This is a genomic window from Paraprevotella xylaniphila YIT 11841 (assembly GCF_900683745.1).
GTDB lineage: Bacteria > Bacteroidota > Bacteroidia > Bacteroidales > Bacteroidaceae > Paraprevotella > Paraprevotella xylaniphila.
Genome location: NZ_LR215980.1, coordinates 2,356,187 through 2,379,964, shown reverse-complemented (window position 1 = coordinate 2,379,964; position 23,778 = coordinate 2,356,187). Strand labels below are relative to the sequence as shown.

Here is a 23,778-nt window from a genome sequence, read left to right as displayed (position 1 = left end):
ATTATGAATGAAATTTTAGGTTACATCGGTTTGGGCTTGATGTTTGCCTTGGCCGGTATCGGCAGTTGTTACGGTACGACTATTGCGGGAAATGCTGCCGAAGGGGCGTTGAAGAAGAATCCTTCCAAATCTTCCAGTTACATGATTTTGTCTGCCCTTCCGGCCACACAGGGGTTGTATGGTTTTGTGGCTTTCCTGATGTCCATGGGGCGTGATTTCACGACGGAGGGACCGTTGATGTTAGGCATCGGTTTGGGAGTCGGTCTGGTATGTATGATTTCCGGTATCCGTCAGGGGCAGATTTGTGCGAACGGTATCGTGGGCATTGCCCAGGGACACGACGTGCAGACTAATACGATGATTTATGCAGCCCTTCCGGAATTCTATGCCATCTTGGCTTTGGTGGCCGCATTGATGGTGTAAGGATTAAACAAGTATTTGATAAAAACAGTCAGGCCGTGCTCGTGAAGGGCGCGGCCTGATTGTTTTGGGAAGCATCGAAGATAGTGGGACGGTTTCGGAGCCATGCTTGGGGCATGATGCGTGTCTGCTTTTGGTTTGAAATGTATAAATCCTGACAGAAATGGACGGCTGAGGATGTCGGTTCTGCAATCTGCAGCAAACGAAAAATCATTCTCCTGAGATTGATTTTTCATTCTCAGCCGAATGATTTTTCGTTTGGCGCACAAATTCTGTCCATTCTCAATATGTTGGTTTCAAGTGGTTTAGAGTACCATTCTTTCCGCCATTCCTCTACCGTATGGAATCGGTTTGAATTTTGACAGTCATGTCCGGGTCAGTCTGTTCATAGCCGTAGGGCGAGAGGGCTATGCCTCCGTCTCCGATTCCCGATGTGCCGCTGTTGGTGCGTATACGCCCGTCGGCAATGGCGATGTCCCAGTCTGTGCGGGCTGCGTAGGTCTGTTGGGCGAGGGTGTCGGTCACGGCACAAGTGCCTACCACGGTATGCGTCTTGAGAGAGAAGTAAGTCCACTGCCCCTTGACATTGGGGATGACGACCGTGTGGTCTGCCGTACTTGCGCCGGTGGTAAGAGGTTGCTCGGCGGAACAGGCTGCCGCAAGAAAGGAGAAGAATATCAATCGTGCGAGTTGTTTTTTCATCGTTCTGTATTTTTTATTTATTCTGCCGTTTGGTAGCGCAGGGTGATGGTCTGGCCGTCGGTGTCGGGATTGGCGAAGCGTATCTTGGCCTGTCGGCCTTCGGCCGTGCGCAGGAGGTAAGTACGGTCGGTCACATTGCCAACTTCATCTGTGTAATGGAAGGCAGAAGCGGAAACAGGCGTGTCTTTTTGGGTACAGATGCTGAATGGATTGTTTCCATCACGCAATTCCATGGGCAGGGTTCCACGGTAAGGGTATTCCACGGGCTGCTCCCCACGGTAGTCCACGATGGAGAGGGCCGTGACGCGCCCCGTGCCCTTCACCTTGCCCCTGAAACCACGCAGGATATTGAGGTAGAATGTTTCGTCGCCGTGCCCTTCTTCCGTCATGTATTCGGTCAGGTCCAGGGCTATTTCGATGTTTCCGGGCATGTATTGCCCCTGCATGGGGTAGTCTCCCCCTTGGTTGTAGAAAGCCCGGCAGGTGTGGTAGCCGATGATGCCCCGTTCGTCTACGTCGCTTTCCGTGGCCAGACCGAAAGAGAGGTCGTTGCGTGAAGAGAAGTCGAGCGCGAGGCGGAAGACTACGAGTGGGCGGTGGATGCGCACGCGGATGGCTTCCACCGTGCTGCCCAGTTGCTGTTCGGGCACGTTGGCGTCACGGAAAAAGTCGTAGGGGAGATAGAAGCGTCCGCGGTCGTGGCTATGGGTGCCCCAGGAGTTGACCACGATGAAGGCTCCCGTGTGCGGTGTCCCCTGCGCGTCGGTGTAGACGACCGTGTCGTCGTATCCGGCTATGGTGAGGGCGTGTGCCCCGTCTGTGGCAAGGTCTTTGAGCAAGGAGCGGTAGCCGGTGAGCGAGGGACCTTGGTAGTCATCGTCGATATCCCATCCGCTGCTCATGGCCGAGAAGGTGAGCACACCGCCCGCCGCGCTGCCGTCGCCGGCATCGTAGAGCCAACGTTTCATCAGGGGGATGCTGTCGGCAAACGTCAGTACCTCCTGCGTGCGGTATTGTTGGGCCTTGTAGTATTTGTCATATCCCGTGGCCCATTTGAATTGGTAGGTGCCAGAGGTGCCGTAGTCCTGTTCGGTCATGATGCCGTAACGCTCAGACAGGTAGAGGCCCTGGTCTACAAAGTCGCCCTGGTCCTGTCCGTCGTTGAGCAGGTTCCACGAAAACTGATAGCTGAAACGATGGTCGGCAGAAGCATGTGCGTCGCGGTCGAGTAGGCGGTTGACCTCGTAAGTGAACATGTAACCGATGCCGGAAGCCTGGGCGCAGGAACCGCCCTTCTGGTCCAATATGGGCGGAAAGAATTTCCGTGTGGAATTGTCCACCGCAGGCGGTAACTGTATTTCTGCCCGGCTTTGCAGGCGGAAAGGTGTGCGCGGCAGGCGCATGTCGCTTCCGATGGGGATTTGCGCCCATGCGCCTTGGGCGCATAGGTGCAAGGTTATGCATAAGAGCAGTACGGGCTTACTTTTCATGGATGCGGCGGTAAGTTTTCAGGGCTTCCTGTCGGACGGCATCGGGGAGCGATGCGTCTTCGCTCATTTTCAAGGCTGTCGCCGCGATGTCGGTGGCATGGCAGGAAACGGTGTGCCATCCTAAGGCTTCGAGCAGCAGGATTTGAGTGTCCCCGTCTCCGCAGGCCTGCAGGTAAGCCAACAACTCCGGAACTTTGTGGTGCGGCAAGGTGTTGCGCAGGGCGCGGATGGTGAAGGTCCGTTCTTTTTTTGAGGCTTCGCCTTTCATCGCCTTGTCGATGTCGGTGGTCAGCCGGTCGGCACTGTGGGCTATGGTATTTCTGATTTTACCGCGCAGGTTTTGTTTGTCGAGGTATTGTACGGATGGCGCATCGAACTGCCGGTCGAATTCGGCGAGTAGGTCTTCTTTGGGGAAGCAGGCGAGAGCCGTCATGACATTAAAGTTGCAACGGTCGCTGGTGTTATTGGCGATAGACAGCCGGATGAGGGCCGGAATAAGGCGTCGGTCACCGCTTTTGGCGATGAAGCGTATCGCCTGGCGTTGTGCCAGTTCGTAGGCATCCTGCGAGGCTTCCGTCACGGCTGTGATGAAATGGTCGTCGGGGGTGGCAGAGAGGGCCATCAGTGCTTCTAAGCGGACTACGCCGTAAGGGGATTCACGATAGATGCGGAGCAGGTCGGCCGATGAGAGCGCACCGGCTTTTCTCAACTGTTCGATGGCCAATGACTGCACGTCCGGCAAAGGGCTTTTCAACAGCCTTTTCCAAGAAGAAGCCTTATTTTGCAACAGCAGGCCGTCCACATTCACACTTCCGGGCACGGGGGCAAAGCGGAACGTGGGATCACCGATGACATGGGACTCCAGGAGATTGGAAAAGCGTACAACGTCTCCTACGCAACCGCCTTGGGCTGTCAGTCCGATGAAACGGTCGTACCATTTGTCTTGCAAGGCATTGACCGTATTGGCTATGACAGCCACCGTAGAGCCCGGCTGGAAGATGTATTCGTTCGCTATGCAGTCATCCTGGTGGAAGGAGCCGCAGAAACAGGCATCAATCACTACGACCGGTACATTGGGGCGGTAGCCGAATATCTTGAAATCCTCCAGATGCAGGTCTTCGTTAGCTACGAGGGTAGAGTCGGCGATGCGAAGGCTGTCGGCTAGCGGGTTGTCGCCGAGCCAGGTGGACGGCAGGTCGAAACGTTTCTCCAGTACCACGCGCAAGGAGTCGTGATTACGTCCTCTTTCGCGGGCCTCCTCCACGTGCATCCTCACGTTGCGGATGATAAACTCCTTAGCCTCGCGCACCGTGCGGATGGGAGCCGTACCGTTCAGGTATTCCGTGTCGAAATATCCGTGGTGGTGCAAGATGGCCAAGTCCAGGTCGGTACGCATCATTTCGTTCATCAGATGTTCTTTTACCGGATTGTGGTCGGTGTGGTCCATATAGCTGATGCGGTTGGTGCGTCCGGCCAGTGAGGGGAAATGTTCGAAATAAGCCGCTTTCTCGTCCATGCGGGCGGTTTTGGATTCGGAGATATACCCGTGGCCGCTGAAGAAAAACAGTTGTTCGAGCGCCCGTTGTCTTTCTTTCTCCCTTACAGCCTTGGTCAGATATTCCCTGAGCTTCTGGTAGCGGGAGCTTTCGGGCGTGTCGGTAGGCCGGATGCGTCCGCTGTACAAGTCCGGATAGACTTTCTGGCTGCTTTGGGGAGTGAGGGAATAATAAAAATAGGGTTTCTCCTCATCCTTCCCCTGAAACTTGAATTGCAGGCCGAAGTCGTCGTAGAACCGGTCTGAAGGGACAGACGACTCGCGGCGGTCACTTTTTTGGTTCATCTTGAAGGCACTGGTCAGGTGCTGTGCGTCGCGAACCATGACGATGGGGATGTCGCCCACGAAAACAGTCCCTACGATAGGATCGGATTTCTGTTCGTGCAAATGTTTCAGGGTGGCACGGATGGAGTCGGGCACCTGCCACCGGTCGATGACCGTGTACACTTTAAGGCCATGCAGGCGTTCTATGGCGCGGGCATAAGCGTCCACTTCAGGCCGTGCTTCCTGATAACTTACCGAGTCTATGACGATGGCAAATCCGTTACGTGCCGCAGTTTGAACCGTAAAAGCCAGGCAAGTAAGGACGGATAATAATAATTTTTTCATGATGTTCCTTGTTCTATGAGGGTTATTTTAATCGTTTGTAGGTTTTCAGAGCTTCTTGGCGCACTTGTTCCGAGTGGGAAGGGTCTTTCATGAGTTTTTCCACTACGGAGAGTACCTGTGCCGAAGTATAGGCCTGGCGGTGCCATCCCAAAGCCTCGAGTAACGGTAACAGCAGTTCGTCGTCTTTTAGCGTGGCGGCATAACCGGCTACTTGGGGCAAGCGGTAAAGCGGGCAATAGATTCGCATGAAGTTGATTTGTGCCAAAGCACGTTTGCGGGACATTTCCCCTTTACACAGCTTTTCAATCTCTTCGTCCCATCTTCCGGCATAGTTTCCGGCGTTTTTCAATACTTTTTCGGCATAAGTTCCGGGTTGGACCACGTAGGGAGCCATTTGCCGGAGCTTGTCTTCTACGGCGGGGAGCAGGTCCTGTCGGGAAAAGAACTGTGCGCCTTGCAGGGCATTGAATGCCACTCGCGCCGATGTATTTACGTCGCAGAGTTTCCCGGCCAGCGTATTTGCCAGACGGGGATTACCGTTTTTGATAAGCGCATTGACTGCAAAACGCTGCAGCAATTCGAAATTGTCGTATGCCGCGTTTTCAATGGCAGAGACAAAGTAGTCGGAATGCCGTTGTTGGAGGAGCAAGAACGCTTCCAGGCGGACACTTCCGTAGGGTGACGTTTTTAGATATTTCAACAGGTGTGGGTCGGAAACTTCCTTGCTTTCTTGCAATTGGTGCAAGGCCAATGCCTGTATATCCGGATGGAGACTGTGGCGGAGCAACCTTTTCCAATCTTTCGGCTTACCGGAACTGATGAGGTCATTAAGAGAGTGATCTTGTTCCGGAAGGAATGCAAAAGTGGGGTCGCCTACCACGTGCATTTCCAAATCGGGATTGAGTTGGTTCAGGAATCCGATCATAACACCCTGTTCCAACAGGCCGGCAAAGCGGTCCGGCCACTTGTCCTGAAGTACGTTGACAGAGCCTCCCAGTCCGCAGATTGTCTTTCCCGGTTGGAATATGTATTCGTTGGCAATGCAGCTCTCACGATGCCAGGAACCGTTGTAACAGGCGTCCCAGAAGGCTACTCTGCAATTCGGCCGGAAAGCGTAGCGGGCGAAATCAGACAGCACAATGTGGGTCATGGCGCTTTCCAAAGAATCGTCCTTTGCCAAAGTGCTGTCGTCCAACTCTGCCATCCAAGCGTCGGGTAACTGGTCCCGGCTTTGTAAGTTTCGTCTGATACTGTCCGTATCATATCCGAAATGCCGGGCACGGCTCAGGGAGGCGCGGTAACAATGCAGCAAGTACTCGCGTGCTTCTTCCGCAGTTGAGGGTTGGGGCCAAGCACTGAGGTACTGTGTGTCGTAATCTCCATGATGGTGCATGAAAGCCACGCTCAGGTCCGGCGACATGAGCGCGTTCATCAATTTTTGTTTGATGAGTTTTTCGTCGGAATAGTCCATGTAGCGGTAGGCATTGGGACGGTGTGCGAGCGAAGGGAAGTGGGCATGCATGGAAGCCATTTCGTCGATATGGGCCGTTTTGGATTCTGACAGGCTGCCGCTGCCTGTATAGACAAAGACGGACATCATACGTTCGGGATGCAATTTTGCTTCCGTTGCTTTCTGCAAGTAAGCTTTGAGCTTGGTGTAACGTGAACCGGGTATATCGCCGTCGGTGGGACGGATGCGTCCGGAAAACAAATCGGGGTGTACTTGCTGACTTCCCCGTGCCGATAATGAATAGTAATAATATGGGGCTATACTGTCGCGTTTCAGAAAGTCGAATTGCAACGAGAAGTCGTCATAATAACGGTCTGACGGGACAGAGGATTCTTGCCAAGGCATTTTCTGGCTCATCTTGAACGCACTGCAAAGATGCTGTGCGTCGCGAATCATAGGAATGGGGATGTCACCGATAAAAACGGTGCCTATGATGGCTTCGTGAGGCCGGGCGTGCAGACCTTTGAGAGTAGCACGGATAGAATCCGGTATTCCCCACCGGTCGATTACGGTATAGACTTTGAAATGTTGTTTGGATTCCAATGCCCGGATGTATTCAGCCAGTTCGTGTTGAGCCTGTTGGTAGCTGATGGAGTCGATGACGACGGCAAAGCCTTTTCGTTCGGCGTGCAGTGTAGGGCAAAAGAATAGCACGCACCACAGGCTGATAATAGAGTAGATGTTTCTTTTTCTCATAAAACTAATCCTTAAAATTGCAAATATACTCCTGCGGTAGAAAGCGAACGGTTCGTACCGTCGAAAGTATCATCATATTCGTTCTTGTCCCTATAGAACTTGAAATCCGTGGATATATAAATGCCTAAAGTTATTTTCTTAGGAAAGGGGATTGCTACTTGTGCCAAAACCCCTATCAAGGCGTGTCCGGAAGTGGCATACTCGAATTGTGGACGGGTGTATACGGCAGAAATGTCTTCATCGGCCGTTCTGGTGTTTCCATTTCCGTAAGTGCGGTTCAACGGTATACGGTAACCGCCATGGACAGACAAGTCCAAACCTGCGGATTTGATGTTCAGGAACTTGCCTGCAGAAAGTTGTGTGGTTAGTAAGGTGGATGTTTGTTTGGCTTTTCCGGTGGACAACTGGTGATTATAGGCAGATGACGTGAATGCGGCCAAAGCGTCTACGAAGAAATCCTGTTTGTCGTCTTTCAATCGTTCGAAGCGATATTCCAGTCCGGCGGTCATTCGCTGGTCATCCTGAATTTTATATTTGCTGAGCGTCTCGTAATATACCAGGTTCCCGTGTTCGGTGTCTGTCATCATTTTCTGGTCCCGCCATATACCTTTTCCGGAATGGTAGGAAGCCGTCAATACCAGATGGTGGCGTGTCAGACGGTGAGGGGAGAGGAGGAAACGGTTCTGTAGCATCCATTCATCCGAAGTGTAGTCTCCTCCGTAAAATTTATAGGAAGAACCTCCGTCTGTAGCTTCTTCCGAAACATGCGTATAACGGACTTCCGTGAAATTCCCGTATTTTTTGTGTTCCGGTTCCCATACAAGTTGCAAGGCACCGGTATAATTCAGTCCCTTATAGGCACGTTGGTAGCCTGATACGTCACCCGACGAGATACGGTAATAGTCCCCCATACCTTTCATCAGGAAATAACGGTGGCTGTTGAGTGTGTTGACCAACGTATAGGCGATGTCCGAATTATAAAAGGAAATGCCGGCCGTAGCACCTAGTGCCCATTGGGAGTTCAACCGGTGTTCCGCTCCTACGTAAATAGGCAGGACGGTGGTATTGGTTTTGGGGCGAGGGTCTGTCTGGTCGGACAGGCTTCCTAATGTCAATCCGATAGAGATTCCCCCTTTCCAGGATTCATTCCATGCATAAGAGGCCGTCATGCCCATTTCAAAAGATTCCGTGGTAGCGTCGCTTGCCACTGAATCGCAAAGCACAAATGGGTTATCGGGGTTGAGGAAAAGGGTGGAGTTCCACTTCTTGTCTTTCTCTTGTAAATTACGGTAACTGATGAAGCCCGACACGTCTACCTTGCCCAAGTTTTTAATTCCACCCATATAAAACTTGAGATTATCCGACTGTCTGCCTTCATCCACCGCCCGGTAACTTCCACGTCCAATCGTATAGTCCAGTTTGGCCACACCCTTGTTTTTGTAGGAATTAGAAGAGATGCGTGAGGGGTTCAGGCTAGTATACCGGATATTGTCCGACACATTAGCCGAACTTTCATTCCATTCGCTTCGGTACTCTTCTAAAGATTGCGCGTGCATTGGGACGAGAGGACCCAAACTCAACGACAGTAACAGGAAGTAACGTTTCATTTTCTTTTCGGATTAAAACAGGGATGGGATTTGCTCCCGTCCCTGTCAGTTTTCATAATTATTCATCAACACTTGTAGGAGTTTCTCCCGGAGTCAACGGTTGGTCGCGCAAGAAATCGGCGGCAGAATCGTTGGTATCTTTGTAGACGGGTCGCCCGTTCTTCATTTCGACGACCTTGCGGCGGATACATTTGGCCGAATACATAGGGTTGCCTTTCACGCCGGTAGCATCATCTTGCGGCAAGAAGGTGGGGTAATGGGTTTCGCTGTCCGCATCGTAGATGTCTACTGCGTCAAGCACATATTTGCTAGGGATGACCAGATAGGTCATAGTAGTGGATGAGGTTCCCGGTTCGTACATCACGCTCGACTCCAAAGCCGCGTAAGCCTCCGGTGTCATGCCTTCCGGCAATTTTGCCAACACATAGGAACGTCCTGAGGTTCCCAGTCCGAAAGCAAACATGTATTTGTTGTTGTAGAAGATGGTTTTCAAGTTGGGAGCTGCATAGTCCACATCGTTGGCGTTGTAGTCCAAATAGATTTCCCAATCGGCGTTGCTCAGGTCCGGGCAGTTGGCGTAGTCTGCCGCTTGCGACGCATCTTCGCCGTATGCCAGTTTGTGGTTTGTGGCATCGTTGGCAATCAGGACACTCTCACCCGGTTGGAGGGGATAGTCGTGCCCGTTTCCGGGGAATGCCACCACGGAACCCTGTCCGCAGGCGTAAAGGTCTTCGTAGCCATTGGCCTGCCATGCATTTGCCGTTTGTTGGTTCCCGGCAGGAGCAGTCAGAATCAGGTTGTCCAAGTATTGCACTTCGTCCGAGTTGTTGACAATCTCAAAATAGCTCTCGTGCATGTAATACTGTTTGCTTCCTGCGTTGTGGATGGTTTTGAATATCAGGGTCGATTGCATGATTTTTTGTAGGTTGACCGTAACCGGAGTATGAGCATAAAGGTCCACAGACGTGCTGCCGCTGAGGGAAGCCTTGGCTTCATCGGCCACCTTGCCGGTGACCGTCACTTTGTACTGTCCCTGCGGAAGTTCTATCTCTTTCGGGTTAGCGTCCAAGGACAACGTGTCGTTTTTAGTAGTCGAACCCAAAATGAGCTTAAGCTCTTCCACGTTAGACGCTTCCACGTCCGATGGAAGGGAATAGCTGACCGTCAGTTTGTAACTCTTCATACCCTCGTCGTTATCTTCGCTACAAGACACGAAGGAGAGGCCGCATACGGCCATCATGGCTATGACGCCACTTTTAAGAAACTTCTTTCTCATGTTTTCTGTTTGTTAAATGTTTATATATAGGTGTGCTCTCAAAGTTTCAGCTTCAGTTCCGCTCCGAAGTACATGTCCGGGTATAGTTGCGTTTTGGCCAAGCTGTGCGGGTTGGTGTGCCACTTCTTAGTATTGGTGAAGTTGTTGGCGATGACGGACAATTCGGCCACACGGCCTATTTCTTTGGTAAAACGGAAGCTCAGCAATGCCCATGGCTTGATGACATCCTTTTCGTACAAGTAAGGTTGTGTGCGGTACATGATGCGCGACTTGTCCGCGTCGTCGGCATCGGTCGGGCTCCATGCCGTGTAACGGCCCTGCTTGTCGTAGTATCCCACAGGGTCGACTACCAGGTAATCCTTGTCTTCGTAAGACTTGAGATAGTAGCGGCTGTTTCCGTTCTCGTCTTCGTAGATGGTTTGGGTGCTTTCGTACCATACGACCTGTACCGATGTGGTGAATACCATTTTGATGGCCGGGATGTGGGTGATGAGCCGGAACGTGGAATTGAACCGGTCTCGCAGGTTCCCTCCGCCCGAAGGGAGCACGCCTACGTAGTCGAACGAAGAATTGATATAGTTCAGGGGCATGTTCTCATTTTTGCGCTTGATATGGAACCATGCTCCGCTGATGTTCAGCGAGGTGTGCAAGGGCTTGATTTCACCGAAGTCCAACCCGTACTCGATGCCATGCTTGTGCGTGGTCGTACCGTTGGCTGCCCGGCTCCAGGTATACATCTCGGTGGTCTTCGTCCGCAGGGCTGTATGCTCCGTCCCGTCCGTGCGGTAGGTCACGTCGCCGCTTGCGGCATCGAATACGGGGTCGGTAGCCGTGGCCGGCACGGTGTACTTGTCATAGTTTTGCCAGATGAGTTGCGACGTAAAGCCCAGTTCGTGCCGGTGGGATTCATGGAAAAAAGTGGCAAAACCCTTTATCCTGTTGATGCGGAAAGACAGGCCCGCTTCCCATTTCGTGGAGCGTGCCGGACGCAGGTCGGGATTAGCCGTATTCTTTACTACGTCCGTCGTGATCAATCCCAAACGGTCCTTTGTTTCCGTCCCGTATTTAGACAGGCTGGCATTGTCGAAATAGGCATAGTCGGGATAGAGGTACATCAGTGTGGGCATCTTGTTGGAGATGCCGAAACCTCCGGTCAGGGCTAGCAGGTCGAAGACAGGATTGTTCCGGCTGTCCAACAGGTTTAGCGTGGCGTTGACACGAGGCTCGGCTACGAGGAAGTGGCTGATACCCCCACTTTGCTCCCGGTCTACAAACATGTTGCTGACGCGTACTCCGGCTTCCAACATAAGCCCCATGGAGCCCAACCCCTTACGCAGGCGGCTGCTGGCAAAACCCGACAAGGTGTTTTGGGCAGGTATGTCCTTGTAGCTCCGTGGACGGAGAGTCTGTGCCCCTTGAGCCTGCGGTGGGTTGTTTTCGTCGTAAGTGAATCCTTCCCCCCGGTTGGCATCGTAAGTGTATTCCGCGCCGAGTTTCAGGTTGGCATAGTCGTTTTCCGAGATTTGCAAGTATTTGTTTGCCACAGCCTGGGCATACAGGTTGACGGGGATGCCCTCAATGCGGTAAGCCGATGTGTAGCCCACATTACGTATCTGAGCTACGTGTACACCCGGTTCGCGGGCTGTCGTGACCAGTCCGTCGGGATTGTTCACCCAATTGTCGTGGCTGTCTACCGTGCGTGACATTTGAGCTGAGAGATTATAGTCCAACGAAGAGAGAAAGCCTCCGGCAGGCTTGTAACGTCCGCTCACGGAAAGCCGTCCGCCCACGTTGGTGTTTTTGTAATGTATTTGTTGTTCCTCGAACTGGGGATCGTCCTTACGGTTGTTCACGTTAGAGTAAAAGGCTCCTTTCACGTTAAGGGAAAGCGGCCCGAATTGGGCGGAGTATCCGGCCGAGGCCGTGATGCGGTCGTATCCCATGTAGTGCTTGCGCGTATCGGCCCACGACTGCGACCAGTCTACGCTGAAGTTTGCAGCTCCGCCCCTTTTGAGGTTGAATCCCTTGCCGGCGAAGACTTGTTTGGAGTTTGGGTCCGTTTGGAACTTGGCTTCCCAAGGCGTGTGTCCCGCCTTGGTCTTGACCACCACTACGCCCGACGTCAGATTACCGTATTCCACGGAGGGGATACCGCGTATCACTTCCATCGATTCTATATTTCCGGCACTGACGGTGCGTAGGTCCACGCCTCTTCCGGCTGTGGTCTGTTCGCTCATCCCGTCGCTTTGCATGCCCGAATTGGCGCCGAATTTGCTGGGCGATACCACTTGCAGGTTCGATTCGTTGCTTAAAGGGGTGCCGTCTACTACCACCAAGGTGCCTAAGGCATTGTTGTCGTCATCTTCTATTTCGCGTATGTGTGCCTGCCCCAGATTGTTCAAGTTCGGATTTTCAATCAGGTTGCCCGGTACGAGCTGCAACAAATCGTTCAGGCTTTTGGGTTGTACGTGGCGTATGGCGTCCTCTCCGATAAGCGATTTAGAGCCCATTTGTTCTTGCCGTGCTGTCACTGTTACATTCTTAAGGTTGAGGCTCAGCTCTTTGAGTGTGACATCCAGTCTTGTTTTTGAGGATTGGATATGCACCGTGCCCGTCACCGTTTCATAACCTACAAAAGAAACACGGTACTGGTAGGTACCTTCTTTCAGTCGGGTCAGCTTATAGTGTCCGTTCCGGTCGGTATGGGAACCTATGACATTGTTCAGGCTTACCGTAGCTAACTCTATAGGTTTTCCCTTTATGTCGCGCACGGTTCCTTCCAATATATTTGAAGCATTTTGAGCAAAAGACGGGAGAGAGAAGAAAAAGAGTAGGATGATGCCGAGAATGGGATTTTTTCCTTGTAACATGACGTTTAATTTTTGAGGTTACAAAATTATCCCATTCGAGAATGTTCGTCAATACTTAAATATCGGTATATTTTGTTGTGTATCGGGTGTATTGTTCGGATATAAGTCATTCCCTTACGCAGGAATAACTTATAATAAGTATATTTACTAAATATCTTTAAACGGGAATCCGTTAAGGCCGAAGGAAATCTTCTGCCAAAGATACGGCATGTCGGAAAGCTGTATCCTGCCCCGGTACGGTGATGAACAGATGGACGGTGCCTGGCAATACTTCACGGTGCGCTGTCACGCCGAGGCGTTTCACGTGGTCGGTGAAAGCCTTTCCTTGGTCGCATAAGATGTCGCGTTCGGCAGCCACGAGAAGCAGTCGGGGCAGACGTGAGAGCAGGCTGTCCGGGCAAAGGGAGGGAGAGATGAAAGGATGTTTAGCCTGACCGTGTGTGTAAGCTTGATTGAAGGCCTCCATCAACGAACCGTCTAATGCCGTTCCCTTTTGATAGGTTTTCCAAGAAGGCGATGCATCGTTCCAAGCAGATACCACCGGGTAGAAAAGCAGGAGAGAGCGGAGGGGCGGCATCCCGTTTTGCAGGTTATGCAGACAGACGGACAAAGCTAAGTTGCCTCCCGAACTGTCTCCCCCGACGGAAATGAGTTCCGGTGAGCTGCCCCATTCCAAAGCTTTTTTGCGAGCCAATTTTACGGCACGTATACAGTCCTCCAGTCCGTCCGGAAACGGATGTTCGGGAGCCAGACGATAGTCTACTGCCAACACGATGACATTACCCGTGGCGGCCAATGTCTGGCAAAACCGGGCGCAACTGTTAATGCTTCCGAATGTCCATCCTCCTCCATGCAGGTAAATGAGGAGAGGCAGAGGGCTTTGGTTCTTTTTTATGGGAGTGTACAGGCGCAGGGACGGAGTGATTTGGAGGGCATTCACGTCGGTTGGTAAAGGTATAGGAATATTACGTGATACCCGGATACGAGTGAGGGGTACGGTGTCTCCTTGTATGGCTTGCAGTATGGCTTGGGTCTGTTGTTCCTGTAACCCGTCGGGCATGGCCGACAAGAACCGGTCGGCTTCGCGACGGAACGTATCACGGTCTTTCTCTATGGAGTTTTGGCCGTAAACAGTAGGTAAAGTACCTAACAGACTAATGCATATCAGAAGTATAGTTCTCATTTTTTGTTTTGAACGACTTGTTACTATTTATCGTATAAAATAAAAATCGCAACCATTCCTTTGCCGGATGATTGCGATTTTTTTCGTACTCGAAGCGGGACTTGAACCCGCACAGCCGTAATGGCCAAGGGATTTTAAGTCCCTCGTGTCTACCGATTCCACCATTCGAGCAACCTTGGAGCGGAAAACGAGACTCGAACTCGCGACCCCGACCTTGGCAAGGTCGTGCTCTACCAACTGAGCTATTTCCGCAGGGGACTTTTGTATTACGGCTGCAAAGATAGTGTATTTCGGAGTTTACACCAAATTTTTCTTTTATTTTTTACCGGTTGTTGATGACCATCGTGTTGCCGGAATATGTGATACGGTAACGGAACAAGCTTACCCCTTCCTCACCGATACTGATTTGTCCCTGATTGTTCAGGTTGTACGTCCGGCCGCAGGATACGCATGCGGCATAACCGCCTTCTTTCAGTTGCAGGGCGCGGGATATATTATAGGCAGAATAGCAGTTGGGGCAGGCCAAATCGTAGCAGACGGGCAAAGAAACCGTGTTGCCCAATTCCGGGATGTTGGGCAGGCCGGCAATAAAACCGGCGATACCCATTTGAATGGAAGAGTTACCGGCAATGGCAGTGGCATTGACCGGAGTGGTGTGTCCGCTTTCGTCCGTGAACAGGAAACGGTCGCGGTCGCGGCAGATGGTCGTATAGACCCCTAAGCTGTTCAGGGCCGCGTTGAGCTGCGGTACGGTGTTGACGTTTTTGTACACGAAATAGGCCGGATAGTTGGAGTAGGTGTTTTGTACGTCCTCCTTGCAGGCCGTGAGGCATAGCAATGCCGTGAAGATAAAAAAACTCCGTATTCTTTTCATATCAAAGAAACGGAGTTTTTTACCTTTTATTGTGGTGCTTCTTATTTTCCGAGCAGGCGGTTTTCCGCTTCACGGGTGCGGGCGAAGTTAAAACCGTTCCACACTTGTTCCATCAGCCCATGTATCTTGTCGTTGCATAAGTTGCCGATACTTCCTTCGTGGGTGTGGTGCACGTGTTTGTCGGGTGTAAAGTTTCCGGCTTCGATGTCCAGTCCCACTTTCTTGTAAGCATCGCGGAACGGCATGCCGCCCGTGGCCAACCGGTTCACTTCTTCCACGCTGAACATGTTGTCGTATTTCGGGTCGTCAAGGATATGCTCGTTCACTTGTATCTTATTGATAATGTAGGCCGCCATGCGCAGGCAGTCCTTCAATTCCTCGAATGCCGGGAGGAATACTTCCTTGATGATTTGCAGGTCGCGGAAGTAGCCGCACGGCAGATTGTTCATGATGAGTATGACCTGTTGGGGCAGTGCCTGGATTTTATTGCACTTGGCACGCGTCAGCTCGAACACGTCCGGGTTTTTCTTGTGCGGCATGATGCTCGACCCCGTGGTACAGTTGTCCGGCAACTTGACGAAACCGAAGTTTTGCGAGTTGAACAGGCAGGCATCGAAGGCCAGTTTGCTCAGCGTCCCGGCGATGCCTGCGAGGGCGAAGGCCACGTTGCGTTCCATTTTCCCGCGTCCCATTTGGGCATAGACCACGTTGTAGTTCATCGAATCGAATCCGAGAAGTTCGGTGGTCAGCGTACGGTTGAGGGGGAATGATGAACCGTAACCGGCGGCAGAACCGAGCGGGTTGCGGTTGGTCATCTTGTAGGCGGCCTGAAGGAAAAGCAGGTCGTCCACCAGGCTTTCCGCGTAGGCTCCGAACCATAATCCGAAACTGGAGGGCATGGCCACCTGAAGGTGGGTATAGCCCGGCATGAGCACGTTTTTATAGCGTTCGCTCTGGGCTTGCAGTTCTTCGAACAGCACCCGGACTTCTTCGGCTATTTCCTGGAGTTGTGCGCGGGTGAACAGTTTCAGGTCCACCAATACTTGGTCGTTGCGCGACCGTCCGCTATGGATTTTCTTCCCCATGTCGCCCAGTTTACGGGTGAGCAGCAGTTCCACTTGCGAGTGCACGTCTTCCACACCCTCTTCGATGGTGAAGCGTCCGGCTTCGATGTCGGCATGGATGCGGCGCAGTTCCTCCAACAGCACCGGCAGTTCGTCCTTGCCGAGCAGTCCGATGGATTCCAACATGGTGATGTGCGCCATCGAACCCAGTACGTCGTACCGCGCCAGATACAAATCAAGTTCACGGTCGCGGCCGACCGTGAACTTTTCTATTTCTTGATTGACTTCCGTGTTTTTTTCCCAAAGTTTGCTTGCCATATTGTCTTTGATGTGATTAAGCTCCGTATGGAATCATGGCCAACATGTCTGCCAGTTTCTCTACCCCCTCTTTCAGCGGTTTGGCCACCATGCCTTTGATGAACGGGTTGAGTTCTGCCCCTACCGTCAGTTTCATCTTGCATGCCGTTTCGGAAGTGGGCAACAGTTGAATCCACAGGTTGAGATGGATAGGGGAATTGACCGTTTCAAATTTGATACATTTCGGTTCCTCACGCTCGATGATTCGCAGGGAGACTTCCCCTAAAGGGGAAATCTTGCAACTCACGGAGTCCGTGTCGAACGTCATTTCCTGGATACGTTCGTTCAGTTGGTTCAACTTGTCTTCCGGCACCTGGCCCGACATCATGGCGCGTACCGACGGATCGTTGAACCGTTCCTTGATGACGGACAGGTTGTTCAAGTCGGCCAGTTTGGCATAGACGCACGACTGCGCGTAGGGAATTGGCTTGACGTTGCTTTCAAATTGTTGTTTTGACATTTTTCCGTTTTCCTGTTGATGAGACGATTAACCGTTCCAATGGGCCGGGTCTTTTCTCCACTCGTTGAGCACCTCCACGTCGCAGGGGTCGATATAGCCGATGCGTACGGCTTCTGCCACTACGGCTTCATAATTAGTCAGGGTGACCAGTTTTACATTAGCCGCCTTGAAAGCCTGGGCGGCCACGTCGAACCCGTAAGTGTAGGCTGCCACCATGCCGCTCACCTCGCAACCGTTGTTGCGGATGGCTTCCACGGCTTTCAGGCTGCTTCCGCCGGTAGAAATCAGGTCTTCTACGACAACGACTTTCATGCCCGGACGAAGTTCGCCTTCAATCAGGTTTTCCAAGCCATGGTCTTTGGGTTTGGAACGCACGTAGACGAAGGGCAGGTTCAACAAGTCGGCAACCAATGCACCTTGCGGGATGGCTCCGGTAGCCACGCCGGCAATAGCGTCGGCTTCAGGGAAACGCTCGGCGATGAGGCGTCCTATCTCGATTTTTACGAAATTGCGCAGTTCCGGGTAAGACAATGTCTTGCGGTTGTCGCAATAGAACGGGGATTTCCATCCGGAGGCCCATGTGAAAGGGTTGGTCGGCTGAAGTTTGATGGCTTTGACTTTAAGTAACTTAGCTGCGAAGATCTTCTCTAATGTTTCCATAACTGTCCTAAGTTTATGATTCGTGCTGCAAAGATAGTGAAAGGTGGGCGCAGGGGCAAATGAAAACGGAGTTTTTTAATTGGGCTGTGCCGGACTGTACCCTGTCTTCGTATTTGCAAAGGTAGTGGAAGAGGATGACCTTTCGGGGAAAAAGAACTTTTTTCAATGTATAGATTCATGTCTGGCTCAGACCGTTCTATGGCTCTTGGGCACTCATGTGGAGACGCTTGCTTCTCCGTGAAGGGCAGGTGAAGGCTGTGAGTAAGAAAGTTCACTGTAACGAATTGAACCACAGATAGTATGAAAGATGTGAACCCTTTTTCGTTCAATCTCATTGTATGGGTGGCCGAGGTGGCATACGGCATGAAACTGTTTGCGGCAGCACGCAAAATCATTCTGCGCCAAACGAAAAATCGTTCGGCTGAGAATGATTTTGCGTTTGGCGCAGAAAATTCGGGCGCTTTTATGTCATACAAAAACCCCTTGCCAACCCGGGCACGAGACTGCGGGAGGCAAGGGAGATGAGTGGGCACGCTATCATTTCTTAATGAACTTGCGCGTTACGGTTTGTCCGTTGGTGATTACCTTTAAGAGGTAAATGCCAGGAGGATAACTGTGGCATGGGATGCGGATGTCCGTTTCCCATGTTTGTTCCGTATGCTTGCACCGTCCATCCAATCCGATGACGTGAATCTGTTTTTCACTGTTGTCCGGCATGTGGCAGACATGAAGGTTTTCGGTCACGATGGTCGGATAGACGTGGATGGTGTTTTCGCGGGAAGAGCGGATGTCGCTTCCGGGGAATCCCACGGCGTGGAATGCACGGGTATCCCGTATCTCGGGATAGGCCAGTGATTTTACCTCAATCGTGCCCTTGCCGTTTTGGGTGGCATGGAGGTACGTGTGTCCGGAAGCATCCTCTTCGATATAAGCGAATTCACTGCCTTCGATAATGTTCCAGGCGACTTGCGGGTTCGTGGCTTCTTCCGGGTAAACCTGTGCTGCCAGTTCTATGCGTTGCACTCCGGTGCTATTGTCGATATAGAGTTCCTCTTCGGGGTAGATGCGGATGCTTTCTACCGGGACGGGGAAGGATGCTTTTTCTACCGTCAAGTCCTGATGCAGTTGTGAGCCGTCGATGGTCGTGGCGCGTACGATAATCTGCCCGGCCTGAGTCCCGTGAGCGACCAATAGTCCTTGTGGGGTGACATAGGCCAGTTCTTCCCCCTGTATAATCGTCCAGTTCACATTCTTGCACGAGGCGTTCGCCGGGTAGATGTGGGCATACAGGTGCAGGCTGGCTTGTTGCTCGTTCAATACGGCCTCTTTCTCCAAATGCGTGACGGCCAGTTCTTCGGCCAACCGCAAGTTTTGGGCTTGCGCTGCACTGGCTGTGTTCGATTGGGCAGAAGCCATGGCGAGATTGCGCTTCATCGGTTGCCATTCATCTTCGTAATAAGCACTATAAGCTATGGCATAATAAACCACGCCTTCGGGAGCTGTGAGGTCGGTGTATGACTGGGTGCTGCCCGGAACGGTAGCTATTTCGGTTAAGGTTTCAGGCGAGGTGCCTCTCAGGATGCGGTAATGGTCTATGTCGCGTCCGGAGTAAGCATTCCACATCAGGTTCCAACTGCCGTTCATGCCTTTGTTGATGGCCAGGTGGACGCTTTGGTGGGGCGTACCGCTTTCCGTCGGTATACCGAAACTGGTGTTCAGGCAGATACGGTAGCGCGAAGTGGTGACGGCCGGGTTGGAGGCCGTGTCGGTGAACCCCTCGTCTGACGGTTGTGCTTCGCCAATCAAGTCGAATTGGTTGTAGTGGCTGCCCTCTTTGTAGATGCAGACCGTAGAAATGTAATCCGGAAGGTTTTTGAATTTCCAGTTAATCCGGTTTTTCCCGGTCGTGGGGTCTACCGTGACCAAGGCGATCTGCGGGGCTTCCATACCTTCGAGCACGTCGATGTCGCGTTCTTGGTAGATGTTTCCGCAGCCATCGTCTTCCACGTTCATGCGCACGGTATAATGTCCGGTATGCGTGAATGTGGCCCGTACCTCTTTCGTGTTTTCTTTCCGTTCAAAACTGATACCATAGTGCTCGGGAGTATAAAAGTCATCGTCGTCTTGTGACTTGACGGTGAAACTTACGCTCCGGTTGGCCATGAAGATGTCGTCCGATATTTCAAAGTTGGTTTTCGTGTGGGCCAACGTGATTCCGGGCAGGGTAAATGTGGCGTCCAACGGGGGATTGACATAGGTGGACACTTCGCTGCTGATGCCGTCCACGGTTACGGTAAGGGTCTTTTGCCCGGCTGTGCTCCACACCACTTCGTACGTGTGGCCGTCGCTACTGTCCAATACGGTGGCATCGGCTCCGAAATCCACCTTTATGTTCTTTCCTCCCGTGCCGACATACCGTATGGTGGCCGATTTGTCACGACAGATGCGTGGCGGCAAGGACAGCAAAGGTTTGGGCAGGATTTCCACCACCAAGGGGGTGGTGAAATCCGAAGTGGTGAACCATCTGTCTATGCCTTGCATCTGAATCTCATATTTGCCTGCCGGCAGTGCGGATACGGGGATGCGTATCTGTGTCCCCGTCAGTTCTTGCAATGGGGAGGGCAGAGGGGCGGCCTCATTGCTTAGCCCGTTCAACGGGGAGATGATGAATGCCCCTTCTCCGGAAGCCCCTTGCTTTTTCACGCTCAGGTTATAACGCATCTGGCAGGCCGGGGTTTCGGCATCTTCGGCAGCGTTCCATGATATGGTGAGATACCCGTCTTCGTCTTGCGTGGCGCGCAAGCCTTGCGGAGTGTGCGGTGGCGTATTGGAAATGCGGCTGTTGGCCGTGTTCATGTCGTCTCCGGCATTGTTCAGGAACAAGGGCTTTCCGTTGGCATCTTTTCCAAATAGCATATAGGAACCGTTGTCGTCATCGGTGGTTTGCAACTCAAACTTTCCTCCTCCGTAATTGTACAGCCAACTGTTCAAATGCGTACCGACCAAATCAAGGTATCCGTTGTTGTCCAGGTCGTAGAAGATGAGGTCTTGGGTTGTTCCCACGGGACCTTCCACTTTTATGGGAGAGTCATAGTTAATTTGTCCGCCTCGGCTGAGGTAAATATGATAGATGCGGTTTTCGACATTGGCTTCCTCTTCTATGATGATGTCTTTGATGCCATCGTTGTTCAAGTCGGCAAACGCCGGATAGCTCCATTGCCAATGGTCATCGTCGATGATGTCGGTATCTATCCTTTGGAACTTGAAGCCGCCTTGGTTGATGAACAGCACCAGTCTGTCATGGGAATAATGGCCATATTCGTCCCACTGTTTGCCCCAACCGGCCATGTCCATCAGGTTGTCCCCGTTGATGTCGGCATACACGAAGTCGTACTGGAATTCATTACTGGTACCTGAATAGGCGATGCAGTCGATGGGATGAGCCACGAACGTGCGCCAGTCTCCTGTATTCTCATAGATGGTATCGTTTTGGCCGGAATATCCGGACGAGTTGCGCCAATGGTAGTCGGGCAAGCCGTCGTTGTTGAAATCATAGATGGGGTATTCCCAAAAATCACTAATGCCTATTTTAGGTACGAATGCATCGCCTATGGCATTAGTTACGGTGAAACGCCTGTTGCCTTGGTTGAGCATCAGGTTGTCTTTGAATGTCCCATTCTCAGCATTCATACCGCCAATGAAGTCCATTAGCCCGTCCCGGTTGTAATCCCATGCAAAGTTCAGGCTGACATTCAGGTTCGTGTTGTAAATGCCCGGTGCTTTTTCAAAGTCTTGCCCTTCCGTGGTTTGGTACACGCCGTCTGAAGCGAGCAGTTCGGGTTGCCCGTCTATGTCGATGTCGGCAATCTGTTGTATGCTATAGATGGGGTTGCCTAACGTCCTTTTGTCAAACCGGACGGCACTGACATGCAGGTCGTCTGTCCGGGGAGTGCTGGTATTGCCTTCCGCGTCGATCACACTCAGCGTGATGTGTTTCTGTCCTGGTTGGTCGAACACGACTTTTAGGATGCTTCCTGAAGCCTCGGAAGAGATGATGGTGCCGCCGTCCAAATCCCAGTCGTAGCTGAGCGAGGGGTCGGCTGGGCCGTCATAACCTATGATGGCCGTGTCGGCAGTCGTGATGTCCTTGTCCGCGATGTAGAACGGGGCATGCGCCACTTCGTGCCGGTAGATGGCGGCATCCGACCACGCGCTGCCTTTCCCCATGGCATCGATGGTCTGCACGGCGATGTAATAATCCCCTTTTCGCCAACCGGACACGTTGAGCGTCTTGTCCAAGTTGTACTCCATATTGCCCGGCATGAGGTTCAGGCGGTGTCCCTGTTCGTCGGCGCAGGCGTAAAGGATGTCCCCTTTGCCTGGGGCGGTACCGATGCGCAGGGCGTAGGTCAGGTCGGTGGTTGGAGTCAGGTCGTCCTTTCCCGGTTGCCAGTTGATTTGCAGCATCCCGGATGCGGCATCGGACACGAGGGTCGGCATGTCCGGTTTCTCCGGGGCTTGGTTGGCGGCTGTGGCTTCCTGCTTGAAAGAATAAAGGAAGCTGTTTGAGGCTGTAGGCAGCTTGTCCGAAAGGCGTTCAAAGTACATGCTATGGACCAGGATGTCGCAGAAACCGTCATTGTCGAAATCGCCGACGTAAGCTTCGGCGTCGCCCTCCAATCCTCCCGAAGATTCATATTGCACGATTTGGGTGGGTATCAATGCGTCCGGCATTTCCTTGAAAAGCATGTCCTTGCTTCCTTTCAGCCAATAAAGGTCGCATTCCCATCCATTCCAGACTTTGCGGTCTGCGTTCTTTTCCAAAGCCAGTATGTCGTAACATCCGTCGTTGTCTACATCAGTGCATCCGATGAAAAACAGTTGGCGGTGGAAGGTGTTGTCTTCGTTGATGGCGAAATTTCCTTTTCCGTCGTTGATGGCCATTACCAGATAGCAGTATTCCCCCGTGGCTGACGAATGGCTGAAAGGCAAAAGTACGTCCACATAGCCGTCGGCGTTGAAGTCGCAGAAGTAAATGCGTTTGTCCATGGCCAGGTTGCTCATCAACGTTTGCCTTTTGATGCTCCCGTCTTTTTGGAACACCATGCTTTCCACCGTCTGGGTTTCCTCATCATAACAGATGTAGTCCATGATGAAGTCGCCGTTCAAGTCGCGTGGATATAGCCTGCCGCTTTGTGGGGCTACAAGGAAACGGTTGTTGCCCCGGTTGAGCAACAGTGTGCCGGTGGATTCATCAATCAAGTCCGCGTGCCCGTCCTTGTTGAAATCCATGCTATAAAACTCCCTGTTGCTGGAGAAAGTTGCAACTTTCTGTGAAGAAGAGCCACCAATGGCTACGCCCACATCGCCGCCCAAGTTGCCCAGACCTATGCCGGAGGAGGAGGGTTGTGATTCCCAACGGTTATATACCAATGTGTCTTCTTCTGATGAGATAGGTATGATTTCGATGGGGCTGAAACTGCCATCGGCAGCTTGGCGGTATATTTTACGGTTGTCGTGCATCAGGTCGATGCGCCCGTCGTTGTTGTAGTCGCAGGGATAGGGTGCCTCGCTGATATTGTCGGGGATTTGCCATGAAGCGTCCTGTCCGGAGAGGGCGATGGTTCCACCTTCCAAATAGCGGATGTCCGGGAATGCGTCGTTGTTCAGGTTGCACAACCGGGCGTGTTCTCCGCTTTCGGGTATGGAATATTGTTCCATAGGCATTAGTCCCGGATATTGGTAAGAATGGAAACGGAAATCCGTTCCTAAAAATTCCATCTTGCCGTCTCCGTTGATGTCATAGATGTTGCTCATGGCTTCGACGGGGTGGGTCGTGTTTGTCGGCAGGACAATGTGGCTGATTTGTACATTGGCGGTGGTACCTTCCACATGTTGGGCTGTCAGATACACATCATTCCAACCTTCTTGGATTAGTTCTCTGTGTTGGGTGTCGCTTCCTGTGCCATCTTGTTTAATCGGATAGAACAGTGAAATATTGTCCTTTTGGCTATCGATGCCACTGGCATGGAAATACACGGTGGCATCTGCGTGGTCATCCGAGGCATAGAACGAACCGACTTTAATGGTGGCTATTTCGCCTTTTTGGGCTGTGCCGGTCAGGGTGTATACGCCGTTCTGCTCCGTCCAACGGTAGCTGTCATCTTGTGCTTGGGCTGCCATTGCTCCCCATAGGCTGCAGAGCACAAGGAATAAGGCACGGGATAGCAGAAGGAGAGTGCCATTGGATGTGAGAGGGGGTGCGCCGGAGAAGGCATCATGATAATGTTTTTCCATATTTATACTTTTTGTGCCTTATGCAACCCCGGAGCGGCGTTTAATCAAGGAATCATCGGCCATATACAAAAAAGCGTGGGTCGCTGTACCTGTCGCTCGTCCCACTCTTCAAGGCGTCTCGCATTGCCCATTTCGTCAAGAACGAGCA

General features: G+C 52.2%; 14 protein-coding genes and 2 tRNA genes. 1 reads left to right on the top strand and 15 read right to left on the bottom strand.

Annotation, left to right across the window (positions count from 1 at the left end; genetic code table 11):
• Nucleotides 1–3: 3 nt before the first annotated feature.
• On the top strand, nucleotides 4–423 hold the full coding sequence (locus E0E47_RS10300) for an ATPase (RefSeq protein ID WP_008618333.1): 420 nt from the start codon (nucleotides 4–6) through the stop codon (nucleotides 421–423).
• A 330-nt stretch (nucleotides 424–753) separates the two neighbouring features.
• Here E0E47_RS10300 and E0E47_RS10295 read toward each other — a convergent pair whose 3' ends face one another.
• From E0E47_RS10295 to E0E47_RS10225, 15 genes are all read right to left on the bottom strand, one after another.
• Entirely contained in the window at nucleotides 754–1,122 is a 369-nt protein-coding gene (locus tag E0E47_RS10295) for an HmuY family protein (RefSeq protein WP_130893597.1), read from the bottom strand.
• A 17-nt stretch (nucleotides 1,123–1,139) separates the two neighbouring features.
• Nucleotides 1,140–2,612 carry a C1 family peptidase gene (locus tag E0E47_RS10290; protein ID WP_130893596.1) on the bottom strand — a complete coding sequence of 491 codons (1,473 nt, stop codon included), beginning with the start codon at nucleotides 2,610–2,612 and terminating at the stop codon, nucleotides 1,140–1,142.
• Nucleotides 2,602–4,776, bottom strand: a complete 2,175-nt coding sequence (locus E0E47_RS10285; RefSeq protein ID WP_130893595.1) for a HEAT repeat domain-containing protein — start codon at nucleotides 4,774–4,776, stop codon at nucleotides 2,602–2,604. The genes E0E47_RS10290 and E0E47_RS10285 overlap by 11 nt, the downstream gene beginning before the upstream one ends.
• Before the next feature lie 22 nt (nucleotides 4,777–4,798).
• Nucleotides 4,799–6,982: a HEAT repeat domain-containing protein gene (locus tag E0E47_RS10280; protein WP_130893594.1), complete on the bottom strand. Its 2,184-nt coding sequence runs from the start codon at nucleotides 6,980–6,982 to the stop codon at nucleotides 4,799–4,801.
• 11 nt (nucleotides 6,983–6,993) lie between these two features.
• Nucleotides 6,994–8,589 carry a DUF6850 family outer membrane beta-barrel protein gene (locus tag E0E47_RS10275; RefSeq protein ID WP_130893593.1) on the bottom strand — a complete coding sequence of 532 codons (1,596 nt, stop codon included), beginning with the start codon at nucleotides 8,587–8,589 and terminating at the stop codon, nucleotides 6,994–6,996.
• A 58-nt stretch (nucleotides 8,590–8,647) separates the two neighbouring features.
• Complete coding sequence (locus E0E47_RS10270) at nucleotides 8,648–9,865, bottom strand: DUF4876 domain-containing protein (RefSeq protein WP_008626401.1); 1,218 nt, start codon at nucleotides 9,863–9,865, stop codon at nucleotides 8,648–8,650.
• 38 nt (nucleotides 9,866–9,903) lie between these two features.
• Nucleotides 9,904–12,735, bottom strand: coding sequence for a TonB-dependent receptor (locus tag E0E47_RS10265; protein ID WP_130893592.1), 2,832 nt, complete (start codon nucleotides 12,733–12,735; stop codon nucleotides 9,904–9,906).
• Nucleotides 12,736–12,907: 172 nt separating this feature from the next.
• Complete coding sequence (locus E0E47_RS10260; RefSeq protein ID WP_130893591.1) at nucleotides 12,908–13,918, bottom strand: alpha/beta hydrolase; 1,011 nt, start codon at nucleotides 13,916–13,918, stop codon at nucleotides 12,908–12,910.
• 86 nt (nucleotides 13,919–14,004) lie between these two features.
• A tRNA-Leu gene (locus E0E47_RS10255) sits at nucleotides 14,005–14,089 on the bottom strand.
• 5 nt (nucleotides 14,090–14,094) lie between these two features.
• Nucleotides 14,095–14,170 (bottom strand) — tRNA-Gly (locus E0E47_RS10250).
• Between the two features lie 70 nt (nucleotides 14,171–14,240).
• Nucleotides 14,241–14,792 (bottom strand): hypothetical protein, encoded by a 552-nt coding sequence (locus E0E47_RS17325; protein ID WP_008626398.1) that lies wholly within the window; start codon nucleotides 14,790–14,792, stop codon nucleotides 14,241–14,243.
• A gap of 41 nt (nucleotides 14,793–14,833) precedes the next feature.
• Entirely contained in the window at nucleotides 14,834–16,174 is a 1,341-nt protein-coding gene (gene argH, locus E0E47_RS10240) for an argininosuccinate lyase (protein WP_130893590.1), read from the bottom strand.
• A gap of 16 nt (nucleotides 16,175–16,190) precedes the next feature.
• On the bottom strand, nucleotides 16,191–16,673 hold the full coding sequence (locus tag E0E47_RS10235; RefSeq protein ID WP_130893589.1) for an SRPBCC family protein: 483 nt from the start codon (nucleotides 16,671–16,673) through the stop codon (nucleotides 16,191–16,193).
• Between the two features lie 27 nt (nucleotides 16,674–16,700).
• A complete protein-coding gene (gene pyrE, locus E0E47_RS10230) occupies nucleotides 16,701–17,333 on the bottom strand; it encodes an orotate phosphoribosyltransferase (protein WP_008626385.1) in 633 nt (210 codons plus the stop codon).
• Nucleotides 17,334–17,870: 537 nt separating this feature from the next.
• The gene (locus E0E47_RS10225; protein ID WP_130893588.1) at nucleotides 17,871–23,630 is read right to left on the bottom strand and encodes a T9SS type A sorting domain-containing protein; all 5,760 of its coding nucleotides are present in this window, start codon (nucleotides 23,628–23,630) and stop codon (nucleotides 17,871–17,873) included.
• Nucleotides 23,631–23,778 lie beyond the last annotated feature (148 nt).